The organism is Enterobacter cloacae complex sp. HYC042_NIDB (assembly GCF_056673315.1).
Genome location: NZ_CP109650.1, coordinates 133,282 through 158,573, shown reverse-complemented (window position 1 = coordinate 158,573; position 25,292 = coordinate 133,282). Strand labels below are relative to the sequence as shown.

Genomic DNA, 25,292 nt, shown 5'->3' with positions numbered 1-25,292 from the left:
GGTTAATACGAGCTTTTAACCAGAGTTATCCACATCTGTTCGCGCGATCTTTAATCGTTTTTGAGTAAATCTTTCCATTCCGCGAGCCAGATCTCGGCTGGATCTTCCGGAATGTCATGATCGAGGATGTTGATCTTGAGCGTTTCACCCAGCTGTTTTGCTCCGCAAGCGGTAACAGCGGCTTCGACCTTCTCTATTGCCCCGCAAAAGGTGTCATATTCACGACTGCCGATCCCCACTGCGCCAAAACGGACGTTTGACAGGTCGGGCTGCTGTTCCAGCAGTTCGTCATATAAAGGTTGCAGGTTATCCGGCAGATCGCCCGCGCCGTGCGTGGAGGTGATCAGCAGCCAGACCCCGTCAACCGGGAGATCTTCAAGCAGCGGCCCGTGCAGCGTTTGTGTAGAAAAGCCTGCATCTTCCAGCTTTTCAGCCAGATGTTCCGCTACGTATTCCGCACCGCCAAGAGTGCTGCCGCTGATAAGGGTAATGTCCGCCATTGATCGCTCGCTCAGATAAAGAGGGGATCATTGTACGCTGTGAACGAGCTGGGATCTACCTGTGGAAAATGTGGGAATGAATTTGCCCGATCACGGGCGGATGGTACGCATGATCGGGTTTTGCAGGGAGATCAGTGTCTCGGTGGACTGAATTTCATCGATTGTTTGGATCTTGTTGATAAGTACCTGCTGGAGGGCATCGATGGAGCGGCACATCACCTTGATAAAGATGCTGTAGTGCCCGGTGGTGTAGTACGCCTCGGTGACTTCATCGAGCGCGTTCAGCTTTGCCAGCGCGGAGGGGTAGTCTTTTGCGCTTTTAAGAATAATGCCGATGAAGCAGCAGACGTCGTAACCCAGCTGCTTCGGGCTGACGTCGATGCGGGCACCGGTAATGATCCCTGCCTGCTTCATCTTCTCTACGCGAACGTGAATGGTTCCCGGGCTGACGCCAAACTGTTTCGCCAGTTCGGCGTAGGCTGTACGGGCATTGGCCATTAAGGCCTCAAGGATGCAGCGGTCCAGATTGTCGATCTGATAATTTTCCATAGCTTTTTCTTATGAAGATTAATGAATACGTCTATTCTAGCGTCTTATTTTAACGAATCAAAAGTGAAGGTGGCTTTTTGTTGATGGGTTATTGAATTAAGTGTCGCTTCTGTTGCTTAATCATTATCAACAGGACGCAGGAGTATAAATAATGAAAACCGCTTACATCGCAAAACAACGCCAGATCAGTTTCGTAAAATCCCATTTTTCCCGCCAGCTGGAAGAGAAGCTTGGTCTTATTGAAGTTCAGGCGCCGATTCTGAGCCGCGTGGGTGACGGGACGCAGGATAACCTGTCTGGATGCGAAAAAGCGGTACAGGTGAAAGTGAAAACACTGCCAGATGCACAGTTCGAAGTGGTGCATTCCCTGGCGAAGTGGAAGCGTCAAACCCTGGGACAACACGACTTCAGCGCGGGCGAAGGGCTCTACACGCACATGAAAGCCCTTCGCCCCGATGAAGACCGCCTCTCCCCGATTCACTCTGTCTACGTTGACCAGTGGGACTGGGAGCGCGTAATGGGTGACGGCGAGCGTCATGTCGGCACGCTGAAATCCACCGTTGAGGCGATCTACGCGGGGATCAAAGCGACCGAAGCGGCCGTGAGCAAAGAGTTTGGTCTGGTACCGTTCCTGCCGGATACGATCCACTTTGTCCACAGCCAGGAACTGCTGAGCCGCTTCCCGGATCTGGATGCCAAAGGCCGCGAGCGGGCGATCGCCAAAGAGCTGGGCGCGGTATTTCTGATTGGTATCGGCGGCAAACTGTCTGATGGCAAACGTCACGACGTTCGTGCGCCGGATTATGATGACTGGAGCACCGCGGGCGAAAGCGAATATGCCGGTCTGAACGGCGATATTCTGGTCTGGAACCCGGTTCTGGAAGATGCGTTTGAGCTCTCTTCGATGGGGATCCGCGTGGATGCAGAGGCGCTGAAGCGCCAGCTGGCGGTGACCGGTGATGAAGATCGCCTTAAATTAGAGTGGCATCAGGCGCTGTTGCGCGGTGAAATGCCGCAGACCATCGGCGGCGGTATCGGGCAGTCCCGTCTGACCATGCTGCTGCTGCAACTGTCTCACATTGGTCAGGTGCAGTGTGGGGTCTGGCCGCAGCAGGTACGTGAAAGCGTCGATTCTCTTCTTTAATTAACGCCGCCAGCGTCTGAGCAGGCGGCTACGCAACCCGGTATCAAAGCGCCAGATATGATCGAAGATGCGCATGATGCCGGGTTTTCCATGTGCGGACATCGCCACGGCATGAAAACGGTGCTGGTGCACGCGCTGCAGCTCCTTCACTTTATTTACCACATCTTCCGGCAGCCGCTGGGCAATGAAATCGGAAATCACCACCGCGTCAGCGTCGTACCAGTCGCCGCCCTGCATCCGTTCTACAATGCTGCGAAAACAGCTGGCCAGATCGGTGCCGCCGCGAAAACGCTGGCTTAAAAAGCGGATGGCCTGCTCAATGCCCTGCTGGTTCGTCAGCTCATAGCCCACGACTTCGCTGGAGAAGAGCATGATAAAGCAGCGACGGCGGTCAGCGAGCGCCACGCGCATCAGCGCCAGACAGAACGCCTTCGCACACTGCTCGTTAAAGCCGCCCATTGAGCCGGACGTATCCACGCAGACAATAAACGGCCCGCGCGGCTGCTCATCAAAGTCCTGATGCACGACCGGGCGCTGGCTGAGCTTCTCTCGCCAGGCTTCGCCGTGCAGCCGATAGGTGAGAAGCTGTTTTTCCACCAGCCGCCGGTAAAACTCATACTCCAGTTCGGTCATCCCCAGCGTGCTTAGCTCGGTCGGCAGCAGGCGCAGGATGTCATCGCTTTGCTGGAGTCCGTCGACCTGCTCCGGCACGGTAGCCGGTTCGCGTACAAGGGTGCGGAAGGTTTCCATCGGGGCATCCTTCTTTGGGACCGATTTGGCCTCTCGCGAGCGGCCGAGCTGTTCCGCGAGCTTCATCAACTCCGGCTGCTGGGTAAGAAAGTCGCCGTACTTCACGATCAGCTGATAATCCCCGCGCCGCAGCTGCCCGGCGCTCATATCCCAGAGGCGACCAGCGGCGTTTTCATTTTCTACCAGTACCTCTTCGAGCTGGCCACTCAGCGTCATGCGTTCCTGGACTTCGCTGAGCAGCTGTTCCCGCTCTTCATCCAGAAGCTGTTGGTTCAGCGTGGTAGCCTGGACGACCAGGCTCAGGCGCCAGCGCTGTAAAAAGAGCGTGTGCAGCGCCGGGGTAAAGGTGACGTTTTCTGTGACCAGCGTTCTGGCCTGGCTGGCAAACGGAGAGTGGACTTTATCGAGCAGGGTAAGGGTTTGCGGGATCTGGACGATAAACTGTGGCGTCGATAGCCGCTGACACTGCTGATAGGCCGCGACTTCCTCCGTCAGTTCGGGCGGGACTTCTGTCTCCTTAAACCGCTGCCGCAGATTGTCGCGCCAGCGCGGGAGATCGTCCGTCATCGCTTTTTTGAGCTTCGGGAATTTTTCAAAGAAGGCCGCCAGCTGCGGCGATGCCAGAAGGGTAATCACCACCTCCTCGATCAACCCTTCCTCGCTGACGGCCAGCATCATATTGAGCGTGTCCAGCGTTAGCATTGACGCGCCTGTTTGATCTGCGCGCTGACGTCCTGCAGGCTGGCTTCAATGCGACCTAGCCAGTCGCTATGAATAAAGAGGCATTTTTGCTGCTCGCTGAAGCGGGTGTGCTGCTGATGCCATTCGGTATCCAGCGCTTCCAGCTGCTGTTTAATCTCTTCCGGCACGCTGTCCGAGGCGGTGCCGGGAAGCGCAAGACGCGATCCCTGAAGGCTCACGTCGCGGATCACCAGGTGCTGGCTGCTGTCCACTTCCATATTCAGCGGCTGCGCGAAACCGATGCCGTTGAGCTTTCCGCGGATCTCCCCGCCCTTATCCAGCCACTGCGCCAGCGGCTCGCGCTCAATCGTAATGTGCACCACCTGCATATCATGCAGCTTGAGGGGCTGCTGGAGCAGCAGTGTCAGCGTCGTGCCGGTCAGATCGGCGGGTAGCTCGTAATGCGGTTTGCGGGCGAACATGCCGCCCAGTCGGTTCACTTTTAGCGCGGTTTTATCGCTTTGCTGCTGCTGGAGCTGAATGCGCCGTTGGGCAATCGCCCCCAGCTGGTTGAGCATCGCCTGCTGCCCCCAGGCGTGCCCGGTCATCAAAACGTCCAGCTGCTGCTGCATCAGGTTCATGCCTTCTGCGTCGTGCCAGAGGCAGTCTTTTAGCAGGATCAGATCGATAGGGGCGACCGCGTCGCGACCGCTGAACAGCGCGCTGGCCTGGAGCAGACGGATCGCTTTTTTCCAGCGACGATCCGAGACGTACGGGGCGGAAGGCAGGGAATCAAGCTGCTGGCGCAGCATGAAGATCAGTTCAAAGACGGCGTCGGGCAGCTTAATTTTGCCGATCTCTTCCTGCCACTGATGGTACTCCTCGTCCGTCACCTGCAGTGAAGGTGCCACCGGGTTTTCGTTTTCGTCCTGCTGGCTCACCAGCATTGAACGGAAGTTTGATTTATCCTGGACTTTATCCAGCCACAGGCGGATCAGCATACGGTCATACAGCGCTTCCAGGCTGCTGTCGGCTTCGGGCAGTTCGTTTGACGCGGCCACCAGCAGGCGCATGGGGATCTTCTCTTCGCTCGCGCCGTTGCGGAAGCGGCGTTCGTTGATTGCCGTCAGCAGGGTATTCAGAATGGCCGGGCCGGCTTTCCAGATCTCATCAAGAAAGACGATTTCCGCTTCCGGGAGATAACCCGCCGTCAGACGCTCATAGCGCCCTTCATCTTTCAGCGCCTGAATAGAAAGCGGGCCGAAAACTTCTTCTGGCGTGGAGAAGCGCGTCATCAAATACTCGAATGCGCGAGCGTTCTGGAAAGCGAACTTTAGGCGGCGTGCAATCAAACTTTTGGCAATGCCCGGCGGTCCCAGCAGAAATACGCTTTCACCGCTCAATGCCGCCAGCAGGCAAAGGCGAATGGCGTGGCTACGCTCGTAAAGGCCTTTCTCCAGCGCGCTGCTGAGGCGGGAAATTCTTTCTGCTAATAAATGTGAGTGAGCCATAATAGTTTTGCATCCTTTCGCCGTTGTGGCGGCCAATTGAAGCGAGTATAGACGTTTCAGTCAGGGCTGGTAATAGGCTGAAGTGCGGCGCAATTTTCTTTGCGCTACATTAATGCGGTTGCATTTAGGGGTACGATTTTGCAATGAATCGTGCATACTGTGCGCTTTTTGTGGACCAAGGGACAGGAACACATTTGTTATTTAAACGAAAAGACTAGTCTATGAGCACTGATAATAAGCAATCATTACCCGCAATAACGCTTGCGGCGATCGGGGTTGTCTACGGTGATATCGGCACCAGCCCACTTTATACGCTTCGTGAATGTTTGTCCGGCCAATTTGGCTTTGGTGTTGAGCGCGATGCCGTGTTTGGCTTCCTGTCCCTCATCTTCTGGCTGCTGATCCTGGTCGTTTCCGTTAAATATCTCTCCTTCGTTATGCGTGCAGATAATGCGGGCGAAGGCGGGATCCTGACCCTGATGTCCCTTGCCGGTCGCAATACCTCGGCCAGAATGACGTCTGTGCTGGTGATTATCGGCCTGATAGGTGGCAGCTTCTTCTACGGGGAAGTGGTGATAACACCGGCTATCTCGGTGCTCTCGGCGATTGAAGGGCTGGAGATTATTGCCCCGCAGCTTGATGCCTGGGTTGTCCCGCTGGCAATCATCGTGTTGACGCTGCTGTTCATGATCCAGAAACACGGTACCGGGCTGGTGGGCAAACTGTTTGCGCCGATTATGCTGGCCTGGTTCCTGATCCTGGCGGCGCTCGGTTTGCGCAGCATTATTGCGAACCCGGAAGTGCTGCATGCGCTAAACCCTTACTGGGCGGTGCATTTCTTCCTTGAATACAAAGTGGTTTCCTTCGTGGCGCTGGGTGCGGTCGTGCTCTCCATCACCGGTGTGGAGGCGCTCTATGCTGACATGGGGCATTTCGGGAAGCTGCCTATCCGCGTGGCATGGTTTATTGTGGTGCTCCCGTCGCTGGTGCTGAACTACTTCGGTCAGGGCGCGTTGTTGCTCAAGAACCCGGAAGCGATTAAGAACCCATTCTTCCTGCTGGCACCTGACTGGGCACTGGTGCCTATGCTGATCCTCGCAACGCTGGCGACCGTGATTGCCTCTCAGGCGGTGATTTCCGGGGTGTTCTCTCTGACCCGTCAGGCCGTTCGTCTGGGATATCTCTCGCCAATGCGCATCATCCATACCTCAGAGATGGAGTCGGGCCAGATCTACATCCCGTTCGTTAACTGGCTGCTCTACTTCGCTGTTGTGATCGTGATTGTTAGCTTCGAACACTCCAGTAATCTGGCGGCGGCCTACGGTATTGCCGTGACCGGTACGATGGTGCTGACGTCGCTTCTCTCCACCACGGTGGCGTACCGCAACTGGCACTGGAATAAGTTCCTCGTGGGGATGATTCTGGTGGGCTTCCTGTGCATTGACGTGCCGCTGTTCTCTGCGAACCTCGACAAAATTGTCTCCGGTGGCTGGCTGCCGCTGACGCTGGGCCTGTTGATGTTCATTGTCATGACCACATGGAAAAGCGAGCGCTTCCGCCTGCTGCGCCGCATGCATGAGCACGGTAATTCTCTGGAGGCGATGATCGCGTCGCTGGAGAAATCCCCGCCGGTGCGCGTGCCGGGTACCGCGGTTTACATGTCTCGTGCCCTGAATGTGATCCCGTTTGCGCTGATGCATAACCTTAAGCACAACAAAGTGCTGCACGAGCGCGTGATCCTGCTGACGCTGCGCACCGAAGATGCGCCGTACGTTCACAACGTGCGCCGCGTACAGATTGAGCAGCTGTCCCCGACCTTCTGGCGCGTGGTGGCGAGCTACGGCTGGCGCGAAACGCCGAACGTGGAAGAGGTGTTCCACCGCTGCGGTCTGGAAGGGTTAAGCTGCCGGATGATGGAGACGTCGTTCTTTATGTCGCACGAGTCGCTGATCATCGGCAAGCGCCCTTGGTACCTGCGTCTGCGCGGTAAGCTGTATCTGATTCTGCAGCGTAACGCCCTGCGCGCGCCTGACCAGTTTGAGATCCCGCCTAACCGCGTCATTGAGCTGGGGACGCAGGTCGAGATTTAAGTCTCCGTGCGGCCTGATGCCCTCACCCCGTCCCTCTCCCACGGGGAGAGGGCGCAAACATCTAAAACGGTAACCTGACGGTTACCGTTTTGCATTTACCTCCCCTTCCATTTCACTTAGCGAAACGTTTCGACGTTGATCACAAATCCGTTACGTCATGATGGTTTTCTGAACATTTATGCGGCTACACTATTTTTAGCGAAACGTTTCGCTAGTGGAGCAAGAAAATGAAGAAAGGCACGGTTCTCAACTCAGAAATCTCATCGGTTATTTCCCGTCTTGGGCATACCGATACGCTGGTGGTTTGCGATGCAGGCTTACCGGTTCCGCGCAGCACAACCCGTATCGATATGGCGTTAACGCAGGGCGTGCCCTCGTTTATGCAGGTACTGGAGGTGGTGACGGCGGAGATGCAGGTTGAGGCGGCCATTCTCGCGGCGGAAATCAAACAACATAATCCACAACTCCACGAAACGTTGCTCAGCTACATTGAGCAACTGCAACAACACCAGGGAAACACCATAGAAATTCGTTACACAACGCACGAACAGTTCAAACAACAAACCGCAGACAGTCAGGCGGTGATTCGCAGCGGGGAGTGTTCCCCGTATGCGAATATCATTCTCTGTGCTGGCGTCACCTTCTGAGGCCATCATGGACGCATTACTGCAACTCAAAGGGATCGATAAGTCGTTCCCGGGCGTAAAAGCCCTCTCCGGTGCGGCGCTTAACGTCTACCCAGGACGCGTGATGGCGCTGGTGGGCGAAAACGGTGCCGGCAAATCCACCATGATGAAAGTGCTGACCGGGATCTACCAGCGCGATGCTGGTTCACTCGTTTGGCTGGGTAAAGAAACCACCTTTAACGGCCCGAAATCCTCTCAGGAAGCGGGCATCGGCATTATTCACCAGGAGCTGAACCTGATCCCGCAGCTGACCATTGCGGAAAACATCTTCCTGGGCCGCGAGTTCGTGAACCGGTTCGGCAAAATCGACTGGAAAACCATGTACGCCGAAGCGGACAAGCTGCTGGCGAAGCTGAACCTGCGCTTTAAGAGCGACCGCCTGGTGGGCGACCTCTCCATCGGCGATCAGCAGATGGTGGAAATCGCGAAGGTGCTGAGCTTCGAGTCGAAGGTCATCATTATGGATGAACCGACCGATGCCCTGACCGATACCGAAACCGAATCCCTGTTCCGCGTGATCCGCGAACTGAAAGCGCAGGGACGCGGCATTGTCTATATCTCTCACCGCATGAAAGAGATCTTCGAAATTTGCGACGACGTTACCGTCTTCCGCGACGGCCAGTTTATCGCCGAGCGCGAAGTGGCGACGCTGACCGAAGATACGCTGATCGAAATGATGGTGGGACGTAAGCTCGAAGACCAATATCCGCATCTGGACAAAGCACCGGGCGAGATCCGCCTGAAGGTAGATAATCTCTGCGGCCCGGGCGTAAATGATGTGACCTTTACCCTGCGTCAGGGCGAGATCCTGGGCGTGGCGGGCCTGATGGGCGCGGGCCGTACCGAGCTGATGAAAGTGCTGTACGGCGCACTGCCGCGCACCAGCGGTTACGTTACCCTTGACGGCCATGAAGTGGTGACCCGCTCGCCGCAGGACGGGCTGGCGAACGGCATCGTCTATATCTCCGAAGACCGCAAGCGCGACGGCTTAGTGCTGGGCATGTCGGTGAAAGAGAATATGTCCCTCACCGCGCTGCGCTATTTCAGCCATAGCGGCGGCAGCCTGAAGCATAAAGATGAGCAGCAGGCGGTCAGTGATTTTATCCGTCTCTTCAACGTTAAAACCCCGTCGATGGAGCAGGCTATTGGCCTGCTTTCCGGCGGGAATCAGCAGAAAGTGGCGATTGCCCGCGGGCTGATGACGCGCCCGAAGGTGTTGATCCTCGACGAGCCAACCCGCGGCGTGGACGTGGGCGCGAAAAAAGAGATCTATCAGCTGATTAACCAGTTCAAGGCCGACGGTCTGAGCATCATTCTGGTCTCTTCCGAGATGCCAGAAGTATTAGGCATGAGCGATCGCATTATCGTCATGCATGAAGGGCATCTCGGCGGTGAATTCACTCGCGAGCAGGCCACCCAGGAAGTTCTGATGGCTGCCGCTGTGGGCAAGCTTAATCGCGTGAATCAGGAGTAAGAAGATGACTACCCAGGCTGTTTCTGGTCGCCGCTATTTCACAAAGGCATGGCTGATGGAACAAAAATCGCTGATTGCCCTGCTGGTGCTGATCGCGATTGTCTCGACCATGAGCCCGAACTTTTTTACCGTCAATAATCTGTTCAACATTCTGCAGCAGACGTCGGTGAACGCCATTATGGCGGTCGGCATGACGCTGGTGATTTTGACCTCGGGTATCGATCTGTCCGTCGGTTCCCTGCTGGCGCTCACCGGTGCGATCGCCGCTTCAATGGTGGGAATTGAGGTCAACGCGCTGGTGGCCGTTGCGGCTGCACTGGCGGCTGGCGCGGCGATTGGTGCCGTTACCGGTGTGATTGTGGCAAAAGGCCGCGTTCAGGCGTTTATCGCCACGCTGGTGATGATGCTGCTGCTGCGCGGTGTGACCATGGTTTACACCAACGGTAGCCCGGTGAATACCGGGTTTACGGATAACGCGGATCTGTTTGGCTGGTTCGGTATCGGTCGCCCGCTAGGTGTCCCGACCCCGGTCTGGATCATGGCTATCGTCTTCCTGGCGGCGTGGTACATGCTGCACCATACCCGTCTGGGACGTTATATCTATGCCCTGGGCGGTAACGAAGCGGCCACGCGCCTGTCCGGTATCAGCGTTAATAAAGTCAAAATTATCGTGTACTCCCTGTGCGGCCTGCTGGCGTCACTGGCGGGCATCATCGAAGTGGCGCGCCTCTCTTCCGCACAGCCAACGGCGGGGACGGGGTACGAGCTGGATGCCATCGCGGCGGTGGTTCTGGGCGGTACGAGCCTTGCGGGCGGTAAAGGTCGCATTGTTGGGACATTGATCGGCGCACTGATCCTCGGTTTCCTGAATAATGGTTTGAATTTGTTAGGTGTTTCCTCCTATTACCAGATGATCGTTAAGGCAGTGGTGATTTTGCTGGCGGTACTGGTAGACAACAAAAAACAGTAACTGACGACACTACAGGACATCTTAGATATGAACATGAAAAAACTGGCTACCCTGGTTTCTGCTGTCGCGCTGAGCGCAACCGTAAGTGCTAACGCCATGGCGAAAGATACCATCGCGCTGGTTGTCTCTACCCTGAACAACCCGTTCTTCGTCTCCCTGAAGGACGGTGCGCAGAAAGAAGCGGACAAACTGGGCTACAACCTGGTGGTGCTGGATTCACAGAACAACCCGGCGAAAGAGCTGGCTAACGTTCAGGACTTAACCGTTCGTGGCACCAAAATTCTGCTGATCAACCCAACCGATTCTGATGCCGTAGGCAACGCCGTGAAGATGGCAAACCAGGCGAAAATTCCGGTGATCACTCTGGACCGTCAGGCAACGAAAGGCGAAGTTGTGAGCCACATTGCGTCTGATAACGTGCTGGGCGGTAAAATTGCTGGTGACTACATCGCGAAGAAAGCCGGTGAAGGCGCGAAAGTTATCGAACTGCAGGGCATTGCCGGGACTTCCGCGGCCCGTGAACGTGGTGAAGGCTTCCAGCAGGCCGTGGCTGCACACAAATTCAACGTGCTGGCCAGCCAGCCGGCAGACTTCGACCGTACTAAGGGTCTGAACGTCATGCAGAACCTGCTGACCGCGCATCCAGATGTGCAGGCGGTATTTGCACAGAACGATGAAATGGCGCTGGGCGCGCTGCGTGCCCTGCAGACCGCAGGTAAATCAGATGTGATGGTTGTCGGATTTGACGGCACGCCGGATGGTGAAAAAGCAGTAAATGATGGCAAACTGGCTGCGACCATCGCTCAGCTGCCTGAGCAGATTGGCGCGACTGGCGTTGAAACTGCCGACAAAGTGCTGAAGGGCGAAAAAGTTCAGGCCAAATACCCTGTTGACCTGAAGCTGGTCATTAAGCAGTAAAGGCGATTCAGGCAGTCGCTGGCTGCCTGAGGGACACCAAATAAAAGAAAAGTGTGGCATACGCCACCGGGTAATACCGGTGGCGCTCTCAGATGGACACCTCAATACATGAAAACCGCAGGCAACCTCGTCGTCCTTGGCAGTATCAATGCCGATCACATTCTTAACCTTGAAACGTTCCCCACTCCGGGCGAAACCGTCACCGGTAATCAGTATCAGGTCGCGTTCGGCGGTAAGGGCGCAAACCAGGCAGTTGCCGCCGGGCGCAGCGGGGCGAATATCGCGTTTATCGCCTGTACGGGTGATGACGATACCGGCGAGCGCGTACGCAAGCAGCTGGCGAGCGACAACATCGATATCGCACCGGTCAGCGTTGTCGCGGGAGAGTCTACCGGCGTGGCGCTGATTTTCGTTAACGCTGAAGGTGAGAATGTCATCGGTATTCATGCTGGCGCTAACGCAGCGCTAACAACGGAGCGCGTAGAAGCGCAACGTGCAATCATTGGCGGGGCCGAGGCCCTGCTGATGCAGCTGGAGTCCCCGGTTGAAAGCGTGCTGACCGCCGCGAAAATTGCGCATGAAAATCATACCACTGTCGTACTTAACCCTGCGCCTGCCCGTGTATTATCAGATGAACTGCTGGCGCTGGTAGACATCATTACGCCGAACGAAACCGAAGCGGAAAAGCTGACGGGCATTCGCGTTGAAAATGACAATGATGCCGCGCGTGCGGCGAAAGTGCTGCATGCAAAAGGCATCGGGACCGTTATCATTACTCTTGGTAGCCGCGGGGTGTGGGCTAGCGTCAATGGCGAAGGCCGTCGCGTGCCGGGCTTTAAGGTCAAAGCCATTGATACCATCGCCGCTGGAGACACCTTCAATGGTGCGCTGGTGACGGCATTGCTGGAAGGAAAAGCGATGGATGACGCGATCCGCTTTGCGCATGCCGCCGCCGCGATTGCGGTGACGCGCAAAGGCGCACAGCCTTCCGTTCCGTGGCGTAAAGAGATCGATGAATTCTTAAGTCAGCAGGGGTAACGCTTGGCTACGATGAAAGATGTCGCCCGCATGGCGGGCGTTTCTACTTCGACCGTCTCTCACGTTATTAATAACGACCGCTTCGTCAGCGAGGCGATTCGGGAGAAAGTCGAAGCCGCAGTAAAAGACCTCAACTATGCGCCGTCGGCGCTGGCGCGCAGTCTGAAGCTTAACCAGACGCGCACCATCGGCATGCTGATCACGGCCAGTACCAATCCTTTCTATTCTGAACTTGTTCGTGGCGTAGAGCGCAGCTGCTTCGAGCGTGGCTACAGTCTGGTGCTGTGCAATACTGAAGGCGACGAGCAGCGTATGAACCGCAACCTGGAAACGCTGATGCAAAAACGCGTCGACGGGCTGCTGCTGCTCTGTACCGAAACGCATCAACCTTCAAAAGAGATCATTCAGCGCTATCCTTCTATTCCCACGGTAATGATGGACTGGGCGCCGTTCGACGGGACCAGCGATCTGATTCAGGATAACTCGCTGCTGGGCGGCGATATGGCGACGCAGCACCTGATTGATAAAGGCTATACCCGCATTGCCTGCATTACCGGCCCGCTGGATAAAACCCCGGCGCGCTTGCGTCTGGAAGGCTATCTTTCGGCAATGGAGCGGGCAGGGCTTGCCATTCCTGATGGCTATCGCATCACCGGCGATTTCGAGTTTAACGGCGGTTTCGAGGCAATGCAGACGCTGCTGGCGCAAGAGCCTCGCCCGCAGGCGGTGTTTATCGGCAACGATGCGATGGCGTTTGGTGCCTATCAGGCGCTGTATCAGGCGGGATTGCGCGTTCCGGACGATATGGCGATCGTCGGTTACGATGATATCGAACTGGCGCGCTACATGACGCCGCCGCTGACCACGATCCATCAGCCGAAGGATGAACTGGGTGAGCTGGCCATCGACGTGTTGATCCACCGTATGGCGCAGCCCACGCTGCAACAGCAACGTTTGCAGCTTACTCCTGTTCTGATGGAACGCGGTTCGGTTTAGCTTTCTCTTTGTGACGCTCTTTAATCAGGTTCCGGCCATCTTTCGGTTTTAACAACATAAAGACCAGCGCCGACACCACGGTAAGCGCGCCCATGGTGATAAAGGTATAGTGGAACTGCTCAACGGTATTCGTGCCGTCAAACCCTTCATAAAACCGCAGCACCGCCGCGCTCACGGCTACCCCGAGGCTGATCGACAGCTGTTGAGTCACCGCCAGTACGCTGTTGCCGCTGCTCGCGTTCTCGTCGGTCAGGTCCGCAAGGGTGATGGTGTTCATCGACGTGAACTGCGTTGACATCGCCATTCCCAGCACAAACAGCGGCAGGATCAACATCCAGACCGGTAACGCCGCGGATTGCAGCGAGAACTGCGCAATCATCAGACCGATAAAGACCGTCACGCCAACCAGCGTTTTACGATAGCCAAACCAGCGCAGCACCTGCGTGACCGTTGATTTCGCCAGAATGGAACCCATTGCCGTGGGCGCCATCATGCAGCCGGCAATCAGCGCCGGGTAGCCGAACCCCACCTGCAGCATCAATGGCATCAGGAACGGTACGCAGCCCGTGCCCAGACGTGAGGCAATATTGCCCGCGATCCCGACGGAAAAGGTTCGGGTGTTAAAGAGAGATAAAGAGATAAGCGGTGTCGGGTGACGACGCGCATGGCGTATATAAAGAAGGAACAGCAGAATACCGCTGAGGATGACGGCGAGCGCCAGCCACGTTTCAACGAGCTTCTCGCCAATGAGCTCCATGCCACTTGAGAACAGCACCAGGCTCAGTCCAAACAGGAAAAAGCCGCCCATATCGAAGCTGCGCCTTGGCGTGGTGAAGTTCGGCATATATTTGCGGGCATAGATCAGCCCTGCCACGCCAATCGGAATATTAATCAGGAAAATCCAGTGCCAGCTTGCCCAGGTAACCAGCACACCCCCGAGGACCGGGCCAAGTATTGGGCCGACCAGCCCTGGCATGGTGACAAAGTTGAGTACGGGGAGCAGTTCGCTGCGTGGGTAGGCACGCAGCAAAGCGAGGCGCGCCACCGGCATCATCATCGCGCCGCCTATTCCCTGCAGTACGCGAAAGATAACCAGCTCCGTTAATGAAGTGGAGAGCGCGCAGGCCAGTGAACCGAGCGTAAAGAGCGTTACGGCCAGCATGAAAACTCTGCGGGTACCGAAGCGATCGGCCAGCCAGCCACTTACCGGGATCAACATCGCTACCGTGAGGGTGTAGCTGATGATGGCGGACTGCATTGCCAGCGGGGAGCGGTTAAGGCTTTGCGCAATGGCGGGAAGCGCCGTATTGAGGATGGTGGCATCCAGTGCCTGCATAAAGAACGCCATGGCTGCAATCCACGGCAATCCGGCCATGCTGCGCGCTTTTTTCTCTGTCATTTATTTACCTGCTGGTGGGTTGGTGCGGTCAGCAATGCCTGACATGCAGTCAGGGCTCGCTGCCCGTCGCTCTCCTGAATGGCATCTACTATCGCCTGATGCAAATCCAGTTTTACCACTTCGTCTTGTGTAATAGAGGTAAAGTAGGTGTGGTACACCGAATGGAATAACGAAGCAAAGGAAGTGAGGAACGGATTGGCGCTCATCATATAGATATGTTCATGCCAGGCCATATCGACCTCAATCCATCGTTCCCGGTTGAAGTGTTTTTTCAGGAACACCATCTCTTCCATGAGTGCGTTAAGCTGCGCTTTCTGCTCTGCTGTCCCGAGCGTGGCGGCAAGCAGGCATGCCTGAGGTTCAAGACTGCTGCGCATTACCAGAAAGTGATCGACGACCTGATGAAAGTTGTCTTCGGTCATCCACCAGGAGAGCAGCTCCTGATCGAGAAAATTCCAGTTATTCTGTGGCATCACGCGCGTGCCAATACGAGGGCGTGGAAGCACCATACCTTTTGCCGTCAGGGTTTTCACCGCCTCGCGAACCGCGGTACGGCTTACTCCAAACTGCTCACCCAGCTCCAATTCGCCCGGCAGGATGCTCCCCGGGGCATATTTACCCGCTAAAATCCGCTGCGCCAGCTTTTCTGCCAGCACATAGGACAGATTTTTTTGGGCGGCCAGCTGTTGTGCGCTTAATGGCATCGCTTTTATTCCTTAATGTTTCATGCTGTTAATTATGCCACCTCGAATGTGATTGTGGTTGCAGATACATCAAATAGAACAATTTGTAGCTTGATATCACCTCTGTTGGTGAAAAAAAACACGGTCAGAAACTTTTTTTGAATTTCCTCTTGTCACTTAAGAATAACTCCCTATAATGCGCCTCCACTGACACGGAACAACGGCACACACGCCGCCAGGTCAGCAGAGAAAAGCAAAATAAACGCTTGACTCTGAAGCGGGAAAGCGTAATATGCACACCCCGCGCCGCAGCGAAAACGAAGCGGCACTGCTCTTTAACAATTTATCAGACAATCTGTGTGGGCACTCAAAGTGACATGGATTCTTAACGTCGCAAGACGAAAAATGAATACCAAGTCTCTGAGTGAACATACGTAATTCATTACGAAGTTTAATTCACGAGCATCAAACTTAAATTGAAGAGTTTGATCATGGCTCAGATTGAACGCTGGCGGCAGGCCTAACACATGCAAGTCGAACGGTAGCACAGAGAGCTTGCTCTCGGGTGACGAGTGGCGGACGGGTGAGTAATGTCTGGGAAACTGCCTGATGGAGGGGGATAACTACTGGAAACGGTAGCTAATACCGCATAATGTCGCAAGACCAAAGAGGGGGACCTTCGGGCCTCTTGCCATCAGATGTGCCCAGATGGGATTAGCTAGTAGGTGGGGTAACGGCTCACCTAGGCGACGATCCCTAGCTGGTCTGAGAGGATGACCAGCCACACTGGAACTGAGACACGGTCCAGACTCCTACGGGAGGCAGCAGTGGGGAATATTGCACAATGGGCGCAAGCCTGATGCAGCCATGCCGCGTGTATGAAGAAGGCCTTCGGGTTGTAAAGTACTTTCAGCGGGGAGGAAGGTGTTGAGGTTAATAACCTCAGCAATTGACGTTACCCGCAGAAGAAGCACCGGCTAACTCCGTGCCAGCAGCCGCGGTAATACGGAGGGTGCAAGCGTTAATCGGAATTACTGGGCGTAAAGCGCACGCAGGCGGTCTGTCAAGTCGGATGTGAAATCCCCGGGCTCAACCTGGGAACTGCATTCGAAACTGGCAGGCTAGAGTCTTGTAGAGGGGGGTAGAATTCCAGGTGTAGCGGTGAAATGCGTAGAGATCTGGAGGAATACCGGTGGCGAAGGCGGCCCCCTGGACAAAGACTGACGCTCAGGTGCGAAAGCGTGGGGAGCAAACAGGATTAGATACCCTGGTAGTCCACGCCGTAAACGATGTCGACTTGGAGGTTGTGCCCTTGAGGCGTGGCTTCCGGAGCTAACGCGTTAAGTCGACCGCCTGGGGAGTACGGCCGCAAGGTTAAAACTCAAATGAATTGACGGGGGCCCGCACAAGCGGTGGAGCATGTGGTTTAATTCGATGCAACGCGAAGAACCTTACCTACTCTTGACATCCAGAGAACTTAGCAGAGATGCTTTGGTGCCTTCGGGAACTCTGAGACAGGTGCTGCATGGCTGTCGTCAGCTCGTGTTGTGAAATGTTGGGTTAAGTCCCGCAACGAGCGCAACCCTTATCCTTTGTTGCCAGCGGTTAGGCCGGGAACTCAAAGGAGACTGCCAGTGATAAACTGGAGGAAGGTGGGGATGACGTCAAGTCATCATGGCCCTTACGAGTAGGGCTACACACGTGCTACAATGGCGCATACAAAGAGAAGCGACCTCGCGAGAGCAAGCGGACCTCATAAAGTGCGTCGTAGTCCGGATTGGAGTCTGCAACTCGACTCCATGAAGTCGGAATCGCTAGTAATCGTGGATCAGAATGCCACGGTGAATACGTTCCCGGGCCTTGTACACACCGCCCGTCACACCATGGGAGTGGGTTGCAAAAGAAGTAGGTAGCTTAACCTTCGGGAGGGCGCTTACCACTTTGTGATTCATGACTGGGGTGAAGTCGTAACAAGGTAACCGTAGGGGAACCTGCGGTTGGATCACCTCCTTACCTTAAAGAACCTGCCTTTGTAGTGCTCACACAGATTGTCTGATGAAAAGTAAAAAGCAAGGCGTCTTGCGATTGAGACTTCAGTGTCCCCTTCGTCTAGAGGCCCAGGACACCGCCCTTTCACGGCGGTAACAGGGGTTCGAATCCCCTAGGGGACGCCACTTGCTGGTTCGTGAGTGAAAGTCACCTGCCGTCATATCTCAAAACTGACTTGCGAGTCATGTTTGAGATATTTGCTCTTTAAAAATCTGGATCAAGCTGAAAATTGAAACGACACATCTTTAAGGTGTGTTCGAGTCTCTCAAATTTTCGCAATCAGAAGTGAAACATCTTCGGGTTGTGAGGTTAAGCGACTAAGCGTACACGGTGGATGCCCTGGCAGTCAGAGGCGATGAAGGACGTGCTAATCTGCGAAAAGCGACGGCGAGGTGATATGAACCTTTGACCCGTCGATGTCCGAATGGGGAAACCCAGTGTGTTTCGACACACTATCGTTAACTGAATACATAGGTTAACGAGGCGAACCGGGGGAACTGAAACATCTAAGTACCCCGAGGAAAAGAAATCAACCGAGATTCCCCCAGTAGCGGCGAGCGAACGGGGAGCAGCCCGGAGTCTGAATCAGCTTGTGTGTTAGTGGAAGCGTCTGGAAAGTCGCACGGTACAGGGTGACAGTCCCGTACACGAAAATGCACAGGTTGTGAACTCGAAGAGTAGGGCGGGACACGTGGTATCCTGTCTGAATATGGGGGGACCATCCTCCAAGGCTAAATACTCCTGACTGACCGATAGTGAACCAGTACCGTGAGGGAAAGGCGAAAAGAACCCCGGCGAGGGGAGTGAAAAAGAACCTGAAACCGTGTACGTACAAGCAGTGGGAGCACCTTCGGGTGTGACTGCGTACCTTTTGTATAATGGGTCAGCGACTTATATTCTGTAGCAAGGTTAACCGTATAGGGGAGCCGCAGGGAAACCGAGTCTTAACTGGGCGTTAAGTTGCAGGGTATAGACCCGAAACCCGGTGATCTAGCCATGGGCAGGTTGAAGGTTGGGTAACACTAACTGGAGGACCGAACCGACTAATGTTGAAAAATTAGCGGATGACCTGTGGCTGGGGGTGAAAGGCCAATCAAACCGGGAGATAGCTGGTTCTCCCCGAAAGCTATTTAGGTAGCGCCTCGTGAACTCATCTTCGGGGGTAGAGCACTGTTTCGGCTAGGGGGCCATCCCGGCTTACCAACCCGATGCAAACTACGAATACCGAAGAATGTTATCACGGGAGACACACGGCGGGTGCTAACGTCCGTCGTGAAGAGGGAAACAACCCAGACCGCCAGCTAAGGTCCCAAAGTCATGGTTAAGTGGGAAACGATGTGGGAAGGCACAGACAGCCAGGATGTTGGCTTAGAAGCAGCCATCATTTAAAGAAAGCGTAATAGCTCACTGGTCGAGTCGGCCTGCGCGGAAGATGTAACGGGGCTAAACCATGCACCGAAGCTGCGGCAGCGACACTATGTGTTGTTGGGTAGGGGAGCGTTCTGTAAGCCGTTGAAGGTGTGCTGTGAGGCATGCTGGAGGTATCAGAAGTGCGAATGCTGACATAAGTAACGATAAAGCGGGTGAAAAGCCCGCTCGCCGGAAGACCAAGGGTTCCTGTCCAACGTTAATCGGGGCAGGGTGAGTCGACCCCTAAGGCGAGGCCGAAAGGCGTAGTCGATGGGAAACAGGTTAATATTCCTGTACTTGGTGTTACTGCGAAGGGGGGACGGAGAAGGCTATGTCAGCCGGGCGACGGTTGTCCCGGTTTAAGCGTGTAGGTGTGTGTTCCAGGCAAATCCGGTTCACTTTAACACTGAGGCGTGATGACGAGGCACTACGGTGCTGAAGTGATAAATGCCCTGCTTCCAGGAAAAGCCTCTAAGCATCAGGTAACACGAAATCGTACCCCAAACCGACACAGGTGGTCAGGTAGAGAATACCAAGGCGCTTGAGAGAACTCGGGTGAAGGAACTAGGCAAAATGGTGCCGTAACTTCGGGAGAAGGCACGCTGATATGTAGGTGAAGTCCCTGCGGACGGAGCTGAAATCAGTCGAAGATACCAGCTGGCTGCAACTGTTTATTAAAAACACAGCACTGTGCAAACACGAAAGTGGACGTATACGGTGTGACGCCTGCCCGGTGCCGGAAGGTTAATTGATGGGGTTAGCGGCAACGCGAAGCTCTTGATCGAAGCCCCGGTAAACGGCGGCCGTAACTATAACGGTCCTAAGGTAGCGAAATTCCTTGTCGGGTAAGTTCCGACCTGCACGAATGGCGTAATGATGGCCAGGCTGTCTCCACCCGAGACTCAGTGAAATTGAACTCGCTGTGAAGATGCAGTGTACCCGCGGCAAGACGGAAAGACCCCGTGAACCTTTACTATAGCTTGACACTGAACACTGGTCCTTGATGTGTAGGATAGGTGGGAGGCTTTGAAGCGTGGACGCCAGTCTGCGTGGAGCCGTCCTTGAAATACCACCCTTTAATGGCTGGTGTTCTAACGTGGACCCGTAATCCGGGTTGCGGACAGTGTCTGGTGGGTAGTTTGACTGGGGCGGTCTCCTCCCAAAGAGTAACGGAGGAGCACGAAGGTTAGCTAATCCTGGTCGGACATCAGGAGGTTAGTGCAATGGCATAAGCTAGCTTGACTGCGAGAGTGACGGCTCGAGCAGGTGCGAAAGCAGGTCATAGTGATCCGGTGGTTCTGAATGGAAGGGCCATCGCTCAACGGATAAAAGGTACTCCGGGGATAACAGGCTGATACCGCCCAAGAGTTCATATCGACGGCGGTGTTTGGCACCTCGATGTCGGCTCATCACATCCTGGGGCTGAAGTAGGTCCCAAGGGTATGGCTGTTCGCCATTTAAAGTGGTACGCGAGCTGGGTTTAGAACGTCGTGAGACAGTTCGGTCCCTATCTGCCGTGGGCGCTGGAGAATTGAGGGGGGCTGCTCCTAGTACGAGAGGACCGGAGTGGACGCATCACTGGTGTTCGGGTTGTCATGCCAATGGCACTGCCCGGTAGCTAAATGCGGAAGAGATAAGTGCTGAAAGCATCTAAGCACGAAACTTGCCCCGAGATGAGTTCTCCCTGAGACTATAAGTCTCCTGAAGGAACGTTGAAGACGACGACGTTGATAGGCCGGGTGTGTAAGCGCAGCGATGCGTTGAGCTAACCGGTACTAATGAACCGTGAGGCTTAACCTTACAACGCCGAAGCTGTTTTGGCGGTGAGAGACAGATTTTCAGCCTGATACAGATTAACAGAATTTGCCTGGCGGCTTTAGCGCGGTGGTCCCACCTGACCCCATGCCGAACTCAGAAGTGAAACGCCGTAGCGCCGATGGTAGTGTGGGGTCTCCCCATGTGAGAGTAGGGAACTGCCAGGCATCAAATAAGTGAAGAGGCCATCCGAAAGGATGGCCTTTTTGCGTTTATATACCGAAAAATGTAGGCCGGGTAAGGCGAAGCCGCCACCCGGCAAGTCAGACCGCACACCACTTCACAATAAACTCAGCAATCCCATCCTCATCATTTAAATCCAGCACCGGAACCTCAATATCGAGAGCAACATCGCTGGCCACCGCAATCACATGCTCATCCAGCGTTAACTCGCTGATATCGTGCCCGGCATCACTTCTGAACAGCAGGATCTTAGGCACGGCCTCATGCTTAAATCCCTCAACCAGCACCAGATCCAGCGTGGAGTGATCCATCCGGCTCACCAGATACGCGAGATCCAGCGGTGCCTCATCCGGCGTTTCTGTCATCAATGCCCAACGCTGGTTGCTTGCTACCATTGTCTGCGCGGCACCCGCTTTGCGCAGCTCATAGCTATCTTTGCCCGGCTTATCGACATCCATATTATGGTGAGTATGCTTAATCAAGCCAGGACGAATACCGCGGGCGCACAGCGCGGGTATCAGTTTTTTCAGCAACGTGGTTTTTCCTGTCCCACTCCAGGCGGAAATGGCTAAAACAGAGTTCATCTCTTCTCCTGCATGGCCTGTAAATCTTCTATTGTGTTCACATTCACGAACGATGTTTTCATGTCGCTAAAATCAACAGCATGTCCGCCGACCTTACGCATAAACACCATCACTCTTCGTTCTCCGGAAGCCAGATAGTCGCTCATAGCAGGAATCATGGATCGGTTAATGAGCGCGATAGTTGGGTGGTCGCGCTCGCCGTCATGCACCCAGACCACGGGTGAATCACCTCGCTGTTGCACCATCCGTTCCACCAGGCAGGTGGGTATAAATGGCGTATCACACGAACAAAAGAGAAACCACTCTCCCTGCGACTGCTGCATCACCGAAAGCATACCGGCCAGCGGCCCCGGAAAATCTGCGAGATTATCCTGATAAACGGGAAACCCGCTGCGCTGGTAAATATCGATATGGCGATTTGCGCTCAGCGCCATTGCCGATACCTGATCGACAAGCGTATCAGCGACATGCTGCCATAAGGGCTTGCCTTTCAGGAGCTGAAGTCCCTTATCTTCCCCGCCCATCCGCGTAGCTCTGCCGCCTGCCAGAACGACCCCAGTGATTTCCAGGCTAAGATTCACGAATATCGCCTCTTTTATTGTGGGATTGACCCTGCTAACGTGTCACTCTAAATGAAAGGAGCACCACCATGAAATGTAAACGTCTGAATGAAGTCATTGAACTCCTCCAGCCAGCCTGGCAAAAAGAGCCAGAGCTGAATCTGATGCAATTCTTACAGAAACTGGCAAAAGAGTCAGGTTTTGACGGCGATCTGGCAGACCTTTCTGACGACATCCTGATCTACCACCTCAAAATGCGCGACTCAGCCAAAGATGCTGTTATTCCTGGTATTCAGAAGGATTATGAGGAAGATTTTAAAACTGCATTGCTGCGCGCCCGAGGCGTAATTAAAGAGTAAAAGCTTGTAAGCGGAGCCACCGAAATCGCTACAAGATGATATCCTGAATCATTCGTATAATTTCCGGATGATCGGATGAACGACCAGGCTTTTACTTTCCAGACACTACACCCGGATACCATTATGGATGCCCTGTTTGAACAGGGTATTCGTGTGGATTCCGGGCTAACTCCGTTAAACAGCTACGAAAACCGCGTCTATCAATTTCAGGACGAGGATCGTCAGCGCTTCGTCGTAAAGTTCTATCGCCCTGAACGTTGGTCTGCACAGCAAATTCAGGAGGAGCACCAGTTTGCTCACGATCTGCTGGTTGATGACGTCCCCGTTGCCGCACCGATAAAGTGCAATAACCAAACGCTGCTCACGCATGAAGGATTTTACTACGCCGTATTCCCCAGTCTGGGTGGCCGCCAGTTTGAAGCGGATAATATCGATCAGATGGAGTGGGTTGCTCGCTATCTGGGACGCATTCATCAGACGGGACGTAAAACAGCGTTCACTGCCCGACCAACGATCGGGATTCATGAATATCTCACCGAACCACGTCAGATATTCGAAACGTCTGCGCTGATCCCCGCTGCGTTAAAGGATGATTTCCTCAACGCCACCGATAAGCTTATTGCTGCGGTGAAAACCTGCTGGCGTGATGATATTTCCGTTCTGCGCCTGCATGGCGATTGTCATGCCGGAAATATTCTCTGGCGCGATGGTCCGCTGTTTGTCGATCTCGACGATGCGCGCATGGGACCAGCGGTTCAGGATCTGTGGATGCTGCTCAATGGCGACAAAGCCGAGCAGCGCATGCAGCTTGAAACGATTATTGAAGCCTATGAAGAATTTAGCCCGTTTAATTCAGACGAAATTGCCCTGATTGAGCCTTTACGTGCGATGCGTTTTGTTTATTATCTCGCATGGTTAATCAGGCGTTGGGACGACCCCGCATTTCCTCGTAATTTCCCGTGGCTTACCGGAGAAGATTACTGGCGCAGCCAGATATCTACATTCACTCAGCAGGTTAAGGTTCTTCAGGAACCCCCACTGCAATTAACGCCGATGTATTAATTGGACACACCCAGGAGAGAGTTAATCATGAAAAAAATTTGGCTGGCGCTGGCAGGTATGATTCTGGCATTTAGCGCTTCTGCTGCGCAGTTTACCGACGGTAAACAGTTTATCACGCTGGAAAAGCCGGTTGCTGGCGAGCCACAGGTTCTGGAGTTCTTCTCATTCTATTGCCCGCACTGCTATCAATTCGAAGAGGTGCTGCATGTTTCTGACAACGTGAAGAAGAAGCTGCCGGAAGGCACCAAAATGACCAAGTACCACGTTGAGTTCCTGGGCCCGTTGGGTAAAGACCTGACTCAGGCGTGGGCGGTTGCGATGGCGCTGGGCGTGGAAGATAAAATCACTGCTCCAATGTTCGAAGCCGTACAGAAAACCCAGACCGTTCAGACCACTGCGGATATCCGCAAAGTGTTCGTTGATGCCGGTGTGAAAGGTGAAGAGTACGACGCCGCGTGGAACAGCTTTGTAGTGAAATCTCTGGTTGCTCAGCAGGAAAAAGCGGCCGCTGATCTGCAGCTTCAGGGCGTTCCGGCGATGTTTGTTAACGGCAAATATCAGCTGAACATGCAGGGCATGGACACCAGCAGCATGGATATTTTCGTACAGCAGTATGCTGATACCGTGAAATACCTGGTTGAGAAGAAGTAATTTCGTTGATATGAAAACGCCGGTCACTGACCGGCGTTTTTGTATGAAGATTTAATGCTGTCTATCTGTTCGTCTTTCTCTTTCCAGAGCGTATTAAGCCACTGCTGGAAACCACGTTTAAAATTCTTATCGTTAACGTAGTCACCGTGCAGCCCGGCATCGATCGGCACTAAATTCACCCGAACAACAATCCGCGTCAGCTTGCCGCTGAGCATATCGAAGAATGGCGTCCTGTCATTTTCCGGATAGCAGAGCGTAACGTTCAGAAGTTTATCGAACTGTGCACCCAGCACGTTAAGTGCCATCGCAATACCCGCCGCCTTTGGCGGAAGCAGGTTCTGATAAGGGGAGCGTGTTTGTTGACGTTTATCTTCCGTAAACCGTGAGCCTTCAACAAAGTTCACGATGGTCGTTGGATGTGCGCGAAACTTTTCACAGGAGCGGCGCGTGGTCTCCACATCCTTACCGCGACGCTCCGGATGACGAATCAGATAGCTGCGCGAATAGCGTTTCATAAACGGCATATCAAGCGCCCAGCAGGCCAGCCCGATAAAGGGCACCCAGGCGAGCTGCTGCTTCAGGAAGTACTTGTTCATCGGGATATGTTTGCGAAAAAGCACGCATAACACCACGATGTCCGCCCAGCTGTGATGATTGCAAATCAGCAGGTACCAGTTCTTTTTGTTGAGGCTCTCCAGCCCTTCGACATCCCACTTCAGATGCGGATTCAGGCACAGCAGGATCGCTAGCCCTTCACACCAGCAATACATCATGAAATTACAAAACGCAGAGACGGATCGCCACACCGCAGGCACAGGCAGCAGCAGTTTAACGACCCCGGCGATAATGATTGGCACAGAACACGCAATCGTCACCAGAATAGTTAAAATGATGCTTAGCGGTAATGTTATTGCAGTGAGCAATCTCGACATGATGAGCTTTTTCAGGTGGTTAGCTTTAATGGACCGGCCGATGATACGGCGCTGGGGGCTGATTTTATCAGAAAAGTGACAAAATTATGGCGCTTTCATATCGTCAATAGACGGCTTTTCCCCTGAAGCAGAAGATTTCTCTAATATTGTGCGCTAATCAGGACTTATATCCACATAGACTAAATTGCCATCAGCAGGCTATTTTCATGCAGTGTTAGTTGTTAACATTATGATATGTAATAATTTATTCTCAACGCGTGCCTACTTTTAGTATCTGTTTTTCATTTGAAGTGAAAAT

21 protein-coding genes, 1 tRNA gene and 3 rRNA genes are annotated in these 25,292 nt (G+C 54.2%); 16 read left to right on the top strand and 9 right to left on the bottom strand.

Going from position 1 to position 25,292, the window contains the following annotated elements; all coding sequences use genetic code 11:
* Positions 1-50: 50 nt before the first annotated feature.
* Together mioC and asnC are read right to left on the bottom strand one after the other, a co-directional pair.
* The gene (gene mioC / locus OKF39_RS00735; RefSeq protein ID WP_479983400.1) at positions 51-500 is read right to left on the bottom strand and encodes an FMN-binding protein MioC; all 450 of its coding nucleotides are present in this window, start codon (positions 498-500) and stop codon (positions 51-53) included.
* A gap of 90 nt (positions 501-590) precedes the next feature.
* Positions 591-1,049, bottom strand: a complete 459-nt coding sequence (gene asnC, locus OKF39_RS00730) for a transcriptional regulator AsnC (RefSeq protein WP_479983399.1) — start codon at positions 1,047-1,049, stop codon at positions 591-593.
* A 151-nt stretch (positions 1,050-1,200) separates the two neighbouring features.
* Between asnC and asnA the strand changes: the two genes are divergently transcribed.
* The gene (asnA, locus tag OKF39_RS00725) at positions 1,201-2,193 is read left to right on the top strand and encodes an aspartate--ammonia ligase (protein WP_041911750.1); all 993 of its coding nucleotides are present in this window, start codon (positions 1,201-1,203) and stop codon (positions 2,191-2,193) included.
* On the opposite strand, the gene viaA is transcribed toward asnA, so the two are convergent.
* Together viaA and ravA are read right to left on the bottom strand one after the other, a co-directional pair.
* Entirely contained in the window at positions 2,194-3,645 is a 1,452-nt protein-coding gene (gene viaA / locus OKF39_RS00720) for an ATPase RavA stimulator ViaA (protein ID WP_028014911.1), read from the bottom strand.
* Positions 3,639-5,135 carry an ATPase RavA gene (ravA, locus tag OKF39_RS00715; protein WP_049001581.1) on the bottom strand — a complete coding sequence of 499 codons (1,497 nt, stop codon included), beginning with the start codon at positions 5,133-5,135 and terminating at the stop codon, positions 3,639-3,641. Before ravA ends, viaA begins: the two co-directional genes overlap by 7 nt.
* A 221-nt stretch (positions 5,136-5,356) precedes the next feature.
* Between ravA and kup the strand changes: the two genes are divergently transcribed.
* The 7 genes from kup to rbsR all read left to right on the top strand — a co-directional run bounded on the left by kup (position 5,357) and on the right by rbsR (position 13,307).
* Positions 5,357-7,225 carry a low affinity potassium transporter Kup gene (gene kup / locus OKF39_RS00710; protein ID WP_045261172.1) on the top strand — a complete coding sequence of 623 codons (1,869 nt, stop codon included), beginning with the start codon at positions 5,357-5,359 and terminating at the stop codon, positions 7,223-7,225.
* 227 nt (positions 7,226-7,452) lie between these two features.
* Complete coding sequence (rbsD, locus tag OKF39_RS00705; protein ID WP_045354607.1) at positions 7,453-7,872, top strand: D-ribose pyranase; 420 nt, start codon at positions 7,453-7,455, stop codon at positions 7,870-7,872.
* 7 nt (positions 7,873-7,879) lie between these two features.
* Complete coding sequence (rbsA, locus tag OKF39_RS00700; RefSeq protein ID WP_041911754.1) at positions 7,880-9,385, top strand: ribose ABC transporter ATP-binding protein RbsA; 1,506 nt, start codon at positions 7,880-7,882, stop codon at positions 9,383-9,385.
* A 4-nt stretch (positions 9,386-9,389) separates the two neighbouring features.
* A complete protein-coding gene (rbsC, locus tag OKF39_RS00695) occupies positions 9,390-10,355 on the top strand; it encodes a ribose ABC transporter permease (protein WP_479983398.1) in 966 nt (321 codons plus the stop codon).
* A gap of 27 nt (positions 10,356-10,382) precedes the next feature.
* A complete protein-coding gene (rbsB, locus tag OKF39_RS00690) occupies positions 10,383-11,273 on the top strand; it encodes a ribose ABC transporter substrate-binding protein RbsB (RefSeq protein ID WP_010426610.1) in 891 nt (296 codons plus the stop codon).
* Positions 11,274-11,381: 108 nt separating this feature from the next.
* Entirely contained in the window at positions 11,382-12,311 is a 930-nt protein-coding gene (rbsK, locus tag OKF39_RS00685; RefSeq protein ID WP_063155251.1) for a ribokinase, read from the top strand.
* A gap of 3 nt (positions 12,312-12,314) precedes the next feature.
* Entirely contained in the window at positions 12,315-13,307 is a 993-nt protein-coding gene (rbsR, locus tag OKF39_RS00680; protein WP_072252026.1) for a ribose operon transcriptional repressor RbsR, read from the top strand.
* Here the strand turns inward: rbsR and mdtD are convergent.
* Together mdtD and OKF39_RS00670 are read right to left on the bottom strand one after the other, a co-directional pair.
* Complete coding sequence (mdtD, locus tag OKF39_RS00675) at positions 13,273-14,706, bottom strand: multidrug transporter subunit MdtD (RefSeq protein ID WP_028014904.1); 1,434 nt, start codon at positions 14,704-14,706, stop codon at positions 13,273-13,275. The genes rbsR and mdtD overlap by 35 nt on opposite strands.
* Positions 14,703-15,410, bottom strand: a complete 708-nt coding sequence (locus OKF39_RS00670; protein ID WP_028014903.1) for a FadR/GntR family transcriptional regulator — start codon at positions 15,408-15,410, stop codon at positions 14,703-14,705. The genes mdtD and OKF39_RS00670 overlap by 4 nt, the downstream gene beginning before the upstream one ends.
* A 452-nt stretch (positions 15,411-15,862) precedes the next feature.
* Between OKF39_RS00670 and OKF39_RS00665 the strand changes: the two genes are divergently transcribed.
* The 4 genes from OKF39_RS00665 (at position 15,863) to rrf (ending at position 20,830) form a co-directional block, all read left to right on the top strand.
* A 16S ribosomal RNA gene (locus OKF39_RS00665) occupies positions 15,863-17,402 on the top strand.
* Between the two features lie 85 nt (positions 17,403-17,487).
* Positions 17,488-17,563: transfer RNA gene (locus tag OKF39_RS00660), tRNA-Glu, on the top strand.
* A gap of 182 nt (positions 17,564-17,745) precedes the next feature.
* A 23S ribosomal RNA gene (locus OKF39_RS00655) occupies positions 17,746-20,648 on the top strand.
* Between the two features lie 66 nt (positions 20,649-20,714).
* Positions 20,715-20,830 (top strand): 5S ribosomal RNA (rrf, locus tag OKF39_RS00650).
* The 16S, 23S and 5S rRNA genes sit together here with 1 tRNA gene alongside, the layout of an rRNA operon.
* 96 nt (positions 20,831-20,926) lie before the next feature.
* On the opposite strand, the gene mobB is transcribed toward rrf, so the two are convergent.
* Together mobB and mobA are read right to left on the bottom strand one after the other, a co-directional pair.
* Positions 20,927-21,430, bottom strand: coding sequence for a molybdopterin-guanine dinucleotide biosynthesis protein MobB (mobB, locus tag OKF39_RS00645; RefSeq protein WP_048959965.1), 504 nt, complete (start codon positions 21,428-21,430; stop codon positions 20,927-20,929).
* Complete coding sequence (mobA, locus tag OKF39_RS00640) at positions 21,427-22,011, bottom strand: molybdenum cofactor guanylyltransferase MobA (RefSeq protein ID WP_048959966.1); 585 nt, start codon at positions 22,009-22,011, stop codon at positions 21,427-21,429. The genes mobB and mobA overlap by 4 nt, the downstream gene beginning before the upstream one ends.
* Positions 22,012-22,079: 68 nt before the next feature.
* Between mobA and OKF39_RS00635 the strand changes: the two genes are divergently transcribed.
* The 3 genes from OKF39_RS00635 (at position 22,080) to dsbA (ending at position 24,062) form a co-directional block, all read left to right on the top strand.
* Entirely contained in the window at positions 22,080-22,349 is a 270-nt protein-coding gene (locus OKF39_RS00635; protein WP_008501866.1) for a YihD family protein, read from the top strand.
* Between the two features lie 75 nt (positions 22,350-22,424).
* Positions 22,425-23,411 carry a serine/threonine protein kinase gene (locus OKF39_RS00630; protein WP_063437445.1) on the top strand — a complete coding sequence of 329 codons (987 nt, stop codon included), beginning with the start codon at positions 22,425-22,427 and terminating at the stop codon, positions 23,409-23,411.
* A 27-nt stretch (positions 23,412-23,438) separates the two neighbouring features.
* Positions 23,439-24,062: a thiol:disulfide interchange protein DsbA gene (dsbA, locus tag OKF39_RS00625; RefSeq protein WP_028014899.1), complete on the top strand. Its 624-nt coding sequence runs from the start codon at positions 23,439-23,441 to the stop codon at positions 24,060-24,062.
* Between the two features lie 23 nt (positions 24,063-24,085).
* Here the strand turns inward: dsbA and OKF39_RS00620 are convergent, their stop codons facing one another.
* A complete protein-coding gene (locus tag OKF39_RS00620) occupies positions 24,086-24,937 on the bottom strand; it encodes an acyltransferase (RefSeq protein WP_252039398.1) in 852 nt (283 codons plus the stop codon).
* On the opposite strand from OKF39_RS00620, the gene OKF39_RS00615 reads away from it, so the two are divergent.
* Entirely contained in the window at positions 24,834-25,073 is a 240-nt protein-coding gene (locus OKF39_RS00615) for a hypothetical protein (protein WP_479983825.1), read from the top strand. The two genes, OKF39_RS00620 and OKF39_RS00615, sit on opposite strands and share 104 nt — an antisense overlap.
* The last annotated feature ends 219 nt before the right edge of the window (positions 25,074-25,292 follow it).

What these genes read in the sequence shown, in the direction of transcription:
- mioC (WP_479983400.1), bottom strand. Translation starts at nt 500, where the DNA reads ATGGCGGACATTACCCTTATCAGCGGCAGCACTCTTGGCGGTGCGGAA.
- asnC (WP_479983399.1), bottom strand. Translation starts at nt 1,049, where the DNA reads ATGGAAAATTATCAGATCGACAATCTGGACCGCTGCATCCTTGAGGCC.
- asnA (WP_041911750.1), top strand. Translation starts at nt 1,201, where the DNA reads ATGAAAACCGCTTACATCGCAAAACAACGCCAGATCAGTTTCGTAAAA.
- viaA (WP_028014911.1), bottom strand. Translation starts at nt 3,645, where the DNA reads ATGCTAACGCTGGACACGCTCAATATGATGCTGGCCGTCAGCGAGGAA.
- ravA (WP_049001581.1), bottom strand. Translation starts at nt 5,135, where the DNA reads ATGGCTCACTCACATTTATTAGCAGAAAGAATTTCCCGCCTCAGCAGC.
- kup (WP_045261172.1), top strand. Translation starts at nt 5,357, where the DNA reads ATGAGCACTGATAATAAGCAATCATTACCCGCAATAACGCTTGCGGCG.
- rbsD (WP_045354607.1), top strand. Translation starts at nt 7,453, where the DNA reads ATGAAGAAAGGCACGGTTCTCAACTCAGAAATCTCATCGGTTATTTCC.
- rbsA (WP_041911754.1), top strand. Translation starts at nt 7,880, where the DNA reads ATGGACGCATTACTGCAACTCAAAGGGATCGATAAGTCGTTCCCGGGC.
- rbsC (WP_479983398.1), top strand. Translation starts at nt 9,390, where the DNA reads ATGACTACCCAGGCTGTTTCTGGTCGCCGCTATTTCACAAAGGCATGG.
- rbsB (WP_010426610.1), top strand. Translation starts at nt 10,383, where the DNA reads ATGAACATGAAAAAACTGGCTACCCTGGTTTCTGCTGTCGCGCTGAGC.
- rbsK (WP_063155251.1), top strand. Translation starts at nt 11,382, where the DNA reads ATGAAAACCGCAGGCAACCTCGTCGTCCTTGGCAGTATCAATGCCGAT.
- mdtD (WP_028014904.1), bottom strand. Translation starts at nt 14,706, where the DNA reads ATGACAGAGAAAAAAGCGCGCAGCATGGCCGGATTGCCGTGGATTGCA.
- OKF39_RS00670 (WP_028014903.1), bottom strand. Translation starts at nt 15,410, where the DNA reads ATGCCATTAAGCGCACAACAGCTGGCCGCCCAAAAAAATCTGTCCTAT.
- mobB (WP_048959965.1), bottom strand. Translation starts at nt 21,430, where the DNA reads ATGAACTCTGTTTTAGCCATTTCCGCCTGGAGTGGGACAGGAAAAACC.
- OKF39_RS00635 (WP_008501866.1), top strand. Translation starts at nt 22,080, where the DNA reads ATGAAATGTAAACGTCTGAATGAAGTCATTGAACTCCTCCAGCCAGCC.
- OKF39_RS00630 (WP_063437445.1), top strand. Translation starts at nt 22,425, where the DNA reads ATGAACGACCAGGCTTTTACTTTCCAGACACTACACCCGGATACCATT.
- dsbA (WP_028014899.1), top strand. Translation starts at nt 23,439, where the DNA reads ATGAAAAAAATTTGGCTGGCGCTGGCAGGTATGATTCTGGCATTTAGC.
- OKF39_RS00615 (WP_479983825.1), top strand. Translation starts at nt 24,834, where the DNA reads ATGAAATTACAAAACGCAGAGACGGATCGCCACACCGCAGGCACAGGC.